The following is a 10469-nucleotide window of genomic DNA, read 5'->3' as shown; positions in this document are numbered from 1 at the left end:
AACGCCTTAGTGCAATAGCCCTAAGCGCCGGGCAATTTTGCCGGCCAGGCGGCGCATGGGCTGCGGCAGCTTGGCTCCGAGCTTGCGCAGGACAGAGCCGATTATCGGCTGCTGAGCAGTGGTTTGTGTCCCGGCAGGGGCGCCAGACTGCGGCGCGGGGGCGACGAAATGCGCGCCTCTGCGCACCACCACGGTCAATGCGCCGCCGGGGTAGCGGATGAAATCATTTCCTTCGGGCGTGTAGATCGCATCTGGGCGGCGCTTGGCCTTCTTTGGCGAGAAACACTTGGAAAACACGATATCACCGCCCGCCGCTTTGACCGCGACCTGCAATCCTTCGTTGGTGAAAAAAATCGTATGCGGGTCGTGACGGCTGCTCAATTTCAGGTGGCTCAGACCACCTTGTGGCACCTCGATCAGCAAATGCCCATCCGGCTTCAATGCCGCCAGCAAGACCCTGAGCGTGGCGATCAAATCGCCAACCGGCAGGTGCTCCATTGAATGCGAAGAGACCACAGCGTCAAAGTGATCTCTGGGCAAATCCTGCAGCGCGACATACTGCGTTGCGTTGATATGCGAGAGGTATTTTTCGCTGTCTTTGTCGGGTTCAAAAGCGGCAATTTCCTTGGCGTTGGACAGATATAGCAAATATCCGGGACCGCTGCCAAAATCGAGCAACCGTTCCACCGGGTTGCCCAAATCGCGCAGCAGATCCAGCTGCCGTGTCCCGCGTTTAAAATAGCGCGAGAGCTTGGGGCTTTTTTCTCGGGTGGCTTCTGAGAAATAGAGGTTGGGCTCCATCATCCGGTCGCGGCGGTTGGACCGTGAATATTCTGTCTCATAGTAGCCGTCCAGCAATGCGCCTGCGCCGGGCACGTATCCTGACCCGCAATGCGTGCAATATTCGACCACTGTTGAAGCGAACGGTTCGACCTCTGAGGGGTAGCTGCTGAAGTATGCGACACTGTTTTCTTGGCAGATCGGACAGCTCTTTTTGGGGGACAGAGGTTCGAATGGATGCACGTCAAATTCCTGAGGCTATTGGGCGGCGAGGATTTTCTACCAGCTATCTGAACCCACGAAGGGGAGGCAAGACAGAAGTTTCCCCGGACTGGACCTGTTGCTTCCGGGTCGAATTTCACACCATCCCGCCGTCGTCCTCAGGGATCTGCCCCATGGGCGGGCCTGGGCGGCGCTCACATGCTTGGCGCTGCAGCATGATGCGACGTGCCATCATCTTCCCCGCAGTTTATCGCCGATTTCGCTGGTTTTTGCCGGTTTATGCCCTCATATCCCAATCTGAGGATACAGGCGCGCTGGCATCTGCTAAGCTGCGCGCTACCTCCTAACCGGTGGTGCCTTTGGTGCCGCCATAACTCGTTTTGACCCTTGTCACCTTGCCCCCTATAAGGGGCCGCATCGTGCGAGAGAGGCCCACACTGTGATCAGATTCATTCTGTCCATCTTTGGATCCATATTCAGTACCATCACCCTTGGCATTGGGGTTATGGCCCTGTCCATCGGGGCGATTTTCTGGGTCTATGGCCGGGATTTGCCGAGCCATGAATCACTGGCGCAATACCAGCCGCCAACCATCAGCCGGATTTTCTCGGGCGAGGGGCAGCTGATTGACGAATTTGCCAAGGAACGCCGCCTGTTCACGCCCTCGGATGAAATTCCGGCGCTGGTGAAACAGGCGTTTATCTCGGCCGAAGACAAGAACTTCTATTCTCATGCTGGCTACGACGCGCGCGGCATTCTGGCCGCTGGTATCGAGGCGGTAAAATCGCGTGGTCAAAACGTCCGCGGTGCCTCCACCATTACCCAGCAGGTGATGAAAAACTTCCTGCTGTCCGGCGACCGTCGCGCGGAGCGTAAAATCAAAGAGATCATCCTCGCCACCCGGCTGGAGGAGACTCTGTCCAAGGATAAGATCCTTGAGCTGTACCTGAACGAAATTTTCCTCGGTCAGAACTCTTATGGTGTGACGGCAGCGGCGCAGACCTATTTCAATAAAACGCTTGGCGAGTTGGAACCGCATGAGGCCGCGACACTGGCGTCGATGCCCAAAGCGCCCTCCGACTACCATCCGGTGCGCGAACATGAACGCCTGCTCAATCGTCGCAACTACGTACTGCGCGAGATGAAAGAGAACGGCTATATCTCTGAAGCCGTTTATAAAGTGGAGCGCGACCAGCCGTTGCGTTCGGTACAGAACGGTGATTTCGACGCCTTCCGCACGGCACTGCCGCCGCGTGACTACTTTACCGATGAAATCCGCCGCCAATTGTCTGTCGACTTTGGTGAGGGGGAGTTCTTTACCGGTGGTTTCACCATCCGCGCCACCATCGACGAGGAAATGCAGACAGAAGCGGCCCTTGCCATGCGCAAGGGGCTGGAACAGTTCGACCGCAGCACCGGTGTCTGGCAGGGTCCGATCGCCGAGATCGACCCGGAGCTTCTGGGCGAGGAAACCAGTTGGCGCGAGGCGCTGAGCAATTCCGATGCCTCCCGCGATATTATCACCGAGGATGGCGCGTGGCTGCCAGCGGTGGTTCTGAAGGTCGAAGACAATGCGCTGACCATCGGGGTTGAAAGCGTCGAAGGCACCGGAACCATTCCGCGCTCTGACATCAAATGGATGCGCGGCAACTTCTTTGACAACTTTAAGCCGGGGGATGTGATCCACGCTATGGCGATCCGCGATGGCGACAGTGTCAAACACTGGTCCGCCCGTCAGGTTCCAGAAGTGCAGGGCGGTTTTGTCGCGATGGACGTGAACTCTGGCCGGGTTCTGGCGATGCAGGGGGGCTTTTCCTACCAGCATTCGGTCTTTAACCGCGCCACTCAGGCGCAGCGTCAGCCGGGTTCCAGCTTCAAGCCCTTCGTTTATGCGGCGGCACTTGATAGTGGCTATAGCCCCGCAACCATCGTGATCGACGCCCCCATCGAGGTGAACACACCGCAGGGGGTTTGGCGGCCCAAGAACTCCAACCATAAGTTCTATGGCCCCACACCGCTGCGCACCGGGATCGAGATGAGCCGGAACCTGATGACCATTCGTTTGGCGCAAGAGGTCGGTATGCCGGTGGTGGCGGGCTATGCTGAGCGCTTTGGTGTCTACGACAACATGGGCACCTTCCTCGCCAACTCCCTCGGTGCGGAAGAGACCACTCTTTATAAGATGGTCGCAGCCTATGCGATGTTTGCAAATGGCGGTGAGCGGGTTGAGCCGACACTGGTGGACCGCATTCAGGACCGCTTTGGCCGGACGATCTATCGCCATGATGATCGCGATTGCGTCGATTGTAGCTATACGGAGTTGGAACAGGGCATCGCGCCCAAAATCGTGACCAACCGCGAACAGGTGATGGATCCGATCACCGCGTATCAGCTGACCTCCATGCTCAAAGGTGTGGTGGATCGCGGCACGGCTTCCAGCGTTATCAATCTGCCAGTGCCCACCGCAGGCAAAACCGGGACCACCAATGACGCGCGGGATGCGTGGTTTGTGGGCTTCACATCGAACATCGTGGCAGGTTGCTATTTTGGCTATGACAACCCGCGCCCGATGCGGGGCGGTCGTGGGTACGGTGGCACGCTGTGTGGTCCGGTGTTCCAGCAGTTCATGCAGAAGGCGACCGAAAAATACGGTGGCGGCCCGTTCGAAGTGCCCCCCGGTGGCCACTTTATCAAGATCGACCGCTACACCGGCAGCCGTCTGCCCAATGAAGCTGGGGGTGCCAATGTGGTGGCGGAGTATTTCCGCGATGGCGAAGAGCCGATCTTTGGTCTCGCCTTTGATGGGGGCTTTGGTATGGGTTCCAACCTGCCGCTCTTTGAGGAGGTCACCGAATCCGGGCGTCAGGTCACCACCTCCAGCGGCGGCACCGCCGTGCTGGGCCCCAAGGCGACCTTTGGTGACGTCAGCTCTGGCGGGCTTTACTAACCATCCCCAATCGTTTTGATGCGGGCAGGCGAGAGATCCTCGCTTGCCCGCACTCTTGTAGTGGTCCCGGACGTGCGGTATCACCCACTCTCAAACAAGATTTCAAGGAATGCTCATGCGCGCCGAGATCCAGACCATCGTGGCCGATATCGAAAAATCGCTCGACCTGCTTGCCCAGCGGATGAACTGGGAGACGGCGGAATTCCGGCTTGAGGAATTCAATGCGCGTGTGGAAGATCCCAACCTCTGGGATGACCCGGCGGCGGCGCAAAAGCTGATGCGGGATCGTCAGTCTCTGGTCGACGCAATCGACACCTATAAGGGCATTCGCCAGGACCTCGACGACAGTGTCGAGCTGATTGAGCTTGGCGAGATGGAAGAGGATGACGAGGTCGTCAAGGACGCCGAGGACACCCTGAAGGCGCTGAAGGAAAAAGCCGCCCAGAAAGAGCTGGAAGCGCTTCTGGATGGCGAGACCGACCCCAATGATGCCTTTCTGGAGATCAAGGCCGGCGCCGGCGGCACCGAGGCTTGCGACTGGGCGTCGATGCTGGCGCGGATGTATGTGCGCTGGGCCGAGAGCCGGGGCTTCAGCGTTGATCTGCAGGAAGAGCAGGCGGGCGCTGAGGCGGGGATCAAATCCGCCACCTATCAGATCAAGGGCCACAACGCCTATGGCTGGCTGAAGTCCGAGAGCGGCACCCACCGGTTGGTGCGGATTTCGCCCTTTGGCAAGGGCACGCGCGAAACATCCTTTGCCGCCGTGGGCGCCTATCCGGTGATTGATGATAATATCGAGATCGAGGTGAACCCGGCCGACATCCGCATCGACACATACCGGTCGTCCGGTGCAGGTGGTCAGCACGTCAACACCACCGACTCTGCGGTGCGGATCACCCACGAACCCACGGGCATCGTGGTGACCTCATCCGAGAAATCGCAGCACCAGAACCGCGACATTGCCATGAAGGCGCTGAAATCGCGTCTCTATCAGTTGGAGCTTGATCGTCGCAACGCCGAGGTGAACGCCCTGCACGAAGCCAAGGGCGACGCGGGCTGGGGCAACCAGATCCGTTCTTATGTGATGCAGCCCTATCAGATGGTCAAAGACCTGCGCACCAACCATGAGACCGCCGACACCAAAGGGGTGCTGGATGGTGATCTGGATGGATTTATGGCCGCGACACTGGCGATGAAAGTCGCCGGCAAAAGCCGCGCCGACGCCAAGAGCGAAGACTAAGGCCATGCGGATACCTGCGCTGAAGTGTGTCATGGTCACGTGGCTGCTTCTCGGAGGTATCCTTCCCGCAGCGGCAGAAGATCGCGCCCCCACTCCGGAAACAACTGAAGAGGCGTTGCTGACTTACCTCGGTGGCGATGGCTGCGTGATCGGGCCGCATAGCGCGGGCGCTGCCATGGCGGTGGGGCTTGATGGCAACGCACTAAAGGCCCTTGGTGCACGGCTTCTGGCGGATGGATCTGCAGAGCAGCAACGCGACTGGATTCTGCTAGGCCCAGATGTCTGCACGATCCGCTTTCCCGATGTTACATCAGAGCTGACGCTGAACAGTCCCGAGTTTCAAGATACCTTGCAGAGAGACTTGTGGGTGCCTTCTCTCGAGACGATTCAACACCTTGGTGAGACGGCAGAAACGCTTAGGGAGTTTGATCTGTCGTTGCGTGATTTTGAGGAAGAAGGCATTTCGGCTGACGAGTTGCGCAAGGCCGGCATAGACCCGGATGACCTCGCCGAATATGTTGAGCGCTATCCTTGTGTCGTAGACGCCTCCGCTTTGATGAAGGAGTTGAAAGAGACACGCGGTTGGCCAGAAGAGCGCAGCTTTCGTGCGTACGCGAAGCTCATAGCTGCTGGTGTGAAGTCAGGAGAACTTGTGTTTTTTTCCAAAAGCCCCCTGCAAACGCCACCTGCCATGATGCTGACAACGCCTGTTTGTTGGTCGGACGAGGATATGGAGGCCATAGCCCATGATCGCACCATTCGGGAACAGTATTTCGATGCCTTCATCAGGCAGATCAGCGAAAAGACCTCCTGTGAAGGAGGCGCAGTTTCTGATGCAATAATTGGTGGTGCAGCGAACAAGCTTTGGGCAGAATTGGCAGATGAGAAGCCCGAAAATGCCTGGATCGGGGTTGACGTGCTTTGGGGCGCTATTGGCGCCGGATGGTTTGAAGGCGCGTCATTCTCCAACAAAGGTACGCCGCGTCCGCCGTTGTGTCGCTTCTAGGCCGCGCGTCCCATTGGGTCTCTTCAGTGTGCGTCGCCGCATTGACCTGACGGCCAACGCCCCTTGCTGGCGCGAATGGCTCCCGCCTCCGGTGCAGGCATCATAGATGCCCTTCCGGCGTTGGGCGCCCTGACGGGCGCGCTGCGGGCGCCTGTCAGGGCGCGATCAAGCCAGAAATCGACAATCGGGGATGCGTGCGAAACGGTGAGCAAAATTGCTGTGAGGAGATCCGATGCTTTTAGATGTGAACCTTTCGCTCATTCTCCTTGCGGCTTTGATCGCGGTGGCCAGTCCCGGTCCTGCGACGCTTGCCCTTGCCGGGACCTCTATGGCCTCTGGCCGGGCCTCGGGGCTTGCATTGGCTGCGGGTATCACCACCGGATCTCTGACGTGGTCGGTTGCTGCCGCAATGGGCCTTGGGGCCGTTATGCTGGCGCATGTCTGGATCTTTGAGATGGTGCGCTATTTCGGTGCCGCATATCTGATGTATCTGGCGTATAAGGCGGCGCGATCTGCGCTCTCCAACAAGGACTTGGCCACAAAGTCCTTTGCGGGCGGAAAACGCTCCCTTTATGCAAAGGGCTTGGCGCTCATCTGACCAACCCAAAGGCAATATTGTTCTTTGGGTCTTTGTTCTCTCTTGGGGTTCCGGCTGGAACCGGCGTTCAGGACTTGATAATTGTCATTGCGGCGGTTGGGGTACAGAGTGCGCTGGTGTTTCACGGATATGCGCTGCTTTTCTCATCGCAGAGCATGACAAGGATTTACCTCAAACTGCGCCGTGGTTTTGAAGGGGCATTTGCGGTTGGATTTGGTGCCGCCAGCGTCAAGATCCTGACAGCGCGCATCCAGTCGCCGTAGGTTTTCACCTGTGATGCCTCGCCTGAATGCCGCGCGCGGCTAGGGCGCGTACCAATCCTGCCAGTTTGCGGTTCCGTGCAAATTATAGATGCATCTCACAGGCATCTATTTATCAAGGGCTGCGCATCGGGCATTCTGTAGTGCGGCAGAATTTTAGGGGCTTTTCAGACCGTTATCGGCGTCCTAGGCTCTCAATCATATAGACTGAGAGGAAATTGCGATCATGCTTTGCGACAGGACAGCCACCGAGATTTTGCAGGACCTCGCGCGCGGGTCGCTGACCGCCGAGGCTTTGATGGAAGCCACACTTGCGCGGATCGCTGAGCGCAACCCGGAACTCAATGCGATTGTTGCCTTGCGCTCGGCCGAGGAGCTGATGGCAGAGGCGCACGCAGCAGATGCGGTGCCGATGGATGAGCGCGGTGTGCTTCACGGTGTGCCAATGGCAATCAAGGATCTGTCCAATGCAAAAGGTCTGGTCTGCGCGCAGGGATCGCCGATCTTTGCGGGGCAGGTGGCGCAGGACGATGATATCTTTGTGGCGCGGTTGCGCGCGGCGGGCGTGATCGTGATCGGCAAGAGCAATACGCCTGAATTCGGCCTTGGCTCGCACACCTATAATCCCGTTTACGGCGCAACTGGCAATGTGGTGGACCCAAGCCGGTCTGCGGGGGGCTCTTCTGGCGGGGCTGCGGTTGCGCTGGCTGCGGGAATGGTGCCGCTGGCGGATGGCTCTGACATGATGGGGTCCCTGCGCAATCCGGCGGGCTGGAATGAGATCTACGGCTTTCGCCCGACCTGGGGCTGGGTGCCGTCTGAACCGGTTGGCGATGTCTTTTTGCACACTCTGGCCAGCAATGGGCCGATGGCGCGCACACCTGACGATCTGGCGCTGTTGATGGATGTGATGTCTGGCGGCGATCCGCGCCTGCCAGTGCACCGCGGGGCTGAAAAAGTGTCTCCGCTCAGCAAACCTAGATCGCTGCGGTTGGGCTGGCTTGGCGATTGGGGAGGGGCCTATCCAATGGAGGAGGGCATCCTCGACACCTGCGAGGCGGCCATTGCAACGCTGGAGGGGCTGGGCCATCAGGTTGATCGTCTGGCGCCTCCCTATCCGGCTGAGAAAATCTGGCACAGCTGGATCACGCTGCGCTCCTTTGCCGTGGCGGCGGGCTTGCGCGCGTTGAAAGACCGACGCGATCAGTTGAAAGAGGCCGCTCTTTGGGAGCTTGATCGTGGGCTGGGGTTTTCGGGCCAAGAGGTGCAAGAGGCATCAGATTTGCGTGCGGGCTGGATGCGTGCGGCTGCGCGTATGTTTGACAGCTATGACGCGGTGCTGTTGCCAAGCGCGCAATGCTGGCCCTTCCCGGTGGAATGGGACTACCCGAAAGAAATCGCAGGACAGGCGATGGACACCTACCACCGCTGGATGGAGGTTGTGGTGCCTGCAAGCCTCCTTGGGCTGCCTGCGCTTGCGGTGCCAGCCGGACGTGGCGGACCGGACCAGCTTCCCATTGGTCTGCAAATCATCGGCCCCCATGGCAGCGACGCGCAGATCCTTGGACTAGGGCAGGGGTATCATCGGGCGCGCTCGGCCACATAGCCGCCACCTCACACTCAGCTCGGACAGGCCAGGCAAAAGGGAGCAAGATGACGCAAACCATAGAAACCACCGCCCCCATCACGCGCCCATTGGGCGTGCCAGAGTTGCGACGCGTCAGTTGGGCAACGTTGAAGCAGGCGCTCGGTGGGGGCTGGCGCGATTTCTGCGCCAAGCCCATCTACGGTCTGATCTTTGCCGGCTTCTACGTGCTTGCGGGCTGGTTCATGGCGTGGGTGACGCTTCGGACGCAAACCAGCTATTGGCTGGTTCTTGCGGCCATAGGCTTTCCACTGATCGGCCCCTTTGCGGCGGTGGGGCTATACGAGGTCTCTCACCGGATCGAGCAGGGGCGCAGGCTGGATGCTGGGCGGATCTTTGGCGTGATCTTTGAGCAAAGTCGCCGCCAGTTGCCATCCATCTGCGCCATTATCATCGTGGTGTTCCTGTTCTGGTTCTTCCTCGGTCATATGATCTTTGCGCTGTTTCTTGGCCATATGCCGATGGTCAATGTCTCCACCTCGTCAGAAGTGTTCCTGACCACGCAGGGGGTGATGATGCTGGGGGTGGGCACGGTGGTCGGCGCGCTCTTTGCGCTGCTGATCTATATGATCACCGTGTTGGGCCTGCCGCTGCTGCTCGATCGCGAGATCGATTTTGTAACAGCGATGATCACCAGCTTTGCCTATGTGCAGGCAAATCCGCTGCCGATGCTGACATGGGCTGTGATGATTGCCACGCTGACCTTTGTTGCGCTTTTGCCGGGGTTCTTCGGCCTGCTGATCGTACTGCCGTGGCTTGGGCATTCCAGCTGGCATCTCTACCGGCTGCTGCGGGTCGAGGAGGACGTTACTTAAACGGTGTGCCCAGCTGCAACAGGCGGCGGTGAAAGGGGATGATCTCAGGCGCGGTGGTAAAGCCACAGCCGCGCGCCGCCGCGATGGCTGTGCTGACATCATTGCCCAGATACTCATAGATCATCCGCAGCACCCGCTCGCCGCTTTCGCTTTCGCGGATGGTGCGTGCCACATAACCGGTCCAGAGGCTGTTTTCCGCCGCTGAGACCCGCGCAAGATAGTTGAACGAATAAGTCAGCGTGTTGCGGCGGCTCAGCACAAAGGCCACCCCGTCTTCATGGCAGGTCATATAGCCGCGATACTCGCGCGAGGGGCCATGGGTGGACAGCCCTTGATAGCGCATGCCGGCGCGCGGCTCATATCCGCGCACATAGGTGACACCATCAATGCGTTTCACATGTACGATGCCCAGAACGTAACTCTCGTCGCTGATAAAGCTGCGCCGGGTGAAGCGATAAAACCCGGTTGGAAATACATCCTCGGTGACGCGCATCAGGCCTGCATCGATAAAATCCTTGAGGTAGTCACTGTGCAGCGCGCTGCCTTCCGGACGGTCGAGGGTTTCCACCGGGGCCAGCAAAATCCGCGCATCGACCTCAAAAAAGTTGCAGATCCGATCCAGTACATCGGGGCGGGGAAAGCTCTCACCAGAGAGGTAGCGGTTAAACTGCGTCCGGTTGATGCCAAGGCGACGCGACAGCTCCGAAATGGACGGATACTCCCGAGCGAGACTGCGCAGATTGTCTCCGAACACTGTCCTTAATTCTGCGGGGGATCGGGAGCTTTTTAACATGTTTGTTCCGGGATAGCGGCGTGATGGTTCACAAGGGCATCATGGGGTGACGCGAGTTAGGTTCAGTTGCGGAGTTTATGACGCTGTAGCGTATCAATGCCGACACAAATTGCAATTCCCTATTCGAAACTTTGGGATGTTTGAATTCCGTCTTTTGACGCAG

7 protein-coding genes and 1 pseudogene are annotated in these 10469 nt (G+C 58.8%); 6 read left to right on the top strand and 2 right to left on the bottom strand.

The features are described from left to right. Positions 1-6: 6 nt before the first annotated feature. A complete protein-coding gene (locus QNI81_RS08660; protein WP_283966250.1) occupies positions 7-876 on the bottom strand; it encodes a class I SAM-dependent methyltransferase in 870 nt (289 codons plus the stop codon). Between the two features lie 565 nt (positions 877-1441). Here QNI81_RS08660 and QNI81_RS08655 point away from each other — a divergent pair. From QNI81_RS08655 to QNI81_RS08630, 6 genes and pseudogenes are all read left to right on the top strand, one after another. After that, positions 1442-3949 (top strand): penicillin-binding protein 1A, encoded by a 2508-nt coding sequence (locus QNI81_RS08655; protein WP_065326569.1) that lies wholly within the window; start codon positions 1442-1444, stop codon positions 3947-3949. 115 nt (positions 3950-4064) lie between these two features. Further along, positions 4065-5189 (top strand): peptide chain release factor 2, encoded by a 1125-nt coding sequence (gene prfB / locus QNI81_RS08650; protein WP_283966249.1) that lies wholly within the window; start codon positions 4065-4067, stop codon positions 5187-5189. A gap of 4 nt (positions 5190-5193) precedes the next feature. Continuing rightward, complete coding sequence (locus tag QNI81_RS08645) at positions 5194-6195, top strand: hypothetical protein (protein ID WP_283966248.1); 1002 nt, start codon at positions 5194-5196, stop codon at positions 6193-6195. A gap of 232 nt (positions 6196-6427) precedes the next feature. Further along, a pseudogene (locus QNI81_RS14775) lies at positions 6428-7056 on the top strand (LysE family translocator). Positions 7057-7279: 223 nt separating this feature from the next. Further along, positions 7280-8659 carry an amidase gene (locus QNI81_RS08635; RefSeq protein WP_283966247.1) on the top strand — a complete coding sequence of 460 codons (1380 nt, stop codon included), beginning with the start codon at positions 7280-7282 and terminating at the stop codon, positions 8657-8659. A gap of 47 nt (positions 8660-8706) precedes the next feature. Further along, on the top strand, positions 8707-9513 hold the full coding sequence (locus QNI81_RS08630) for a DUF2189 domain-containing protein (RefSeq protein ID WP_126137247.1): 807 nt from the start codon (positions 8707-8709) through the stop codon (positions 9511-9513). Here the strand turns inward: QNI81_RS08630 and QNI81_RS08625 are convergent. Next, a complete protein-coding gene (locus QNI81_RS08625; RefSeq protein ID WP_005610130.1) occupies positions 9506-10267 on the bottom strand; it encodes a helix-turn-helix domain-containing protein in 762 nt (253 codons plus the stop codon). The genes QNI81_RS08630 and QNI81_RS08625 overlap by 8 nt on opposite strands. Positions 10268-10469 lie beyond the last annotated feature (202 nt).

This window comes from Tritonibacter sp. AK171 (assembly GCF_030127025.1).
In the GTDB taxonomy this organism is placed as follows: Bacteria; Pseudomonadota; Alphaproteobacteria; order Rhodobacterales; family Rhodobacteraceae; genus Epibacterium; species Epibacterium mobile.
The sequence above is the reverse complement of the archived record's forward strand: the minus strand, read 5'-3'. Positions and strand labels throughout refer to the sequence as shown.

What these genes read in the sequence shown, in the direction of transcription:
- prfB (WP_283966249.1), top strand. Translation starts at nt 4,065, where the DNA reads ATGCGCGCCGAGATCCAGACCATCGTGGCCGATATCGAAAAATCGCTC.
- QNI81_RS08635 (WP_283966247.1), top strand. Translation starts at nt 7,280, where the DNA reads ATGCTTTGCGACAGGACAGCCACCGAGATTTTGCAGGACCTCGCGCGC.
- QNI81_RS08630 (WP_126137247.1), top strand. Translation starts at nt 8,707, where the DNA reads ATGACGCAAACCATAGAAACCACCGCCCCCATCACGCGCCCATTGGGC.
- QNI81_RS08645 (WP_283966248.1), top strand. Translation starts at nt 5,194, where the DNA reads ATGCGGATACCTGCGCTGAAGTGTGTCATGGTCACGTGGCTGCTTCTC.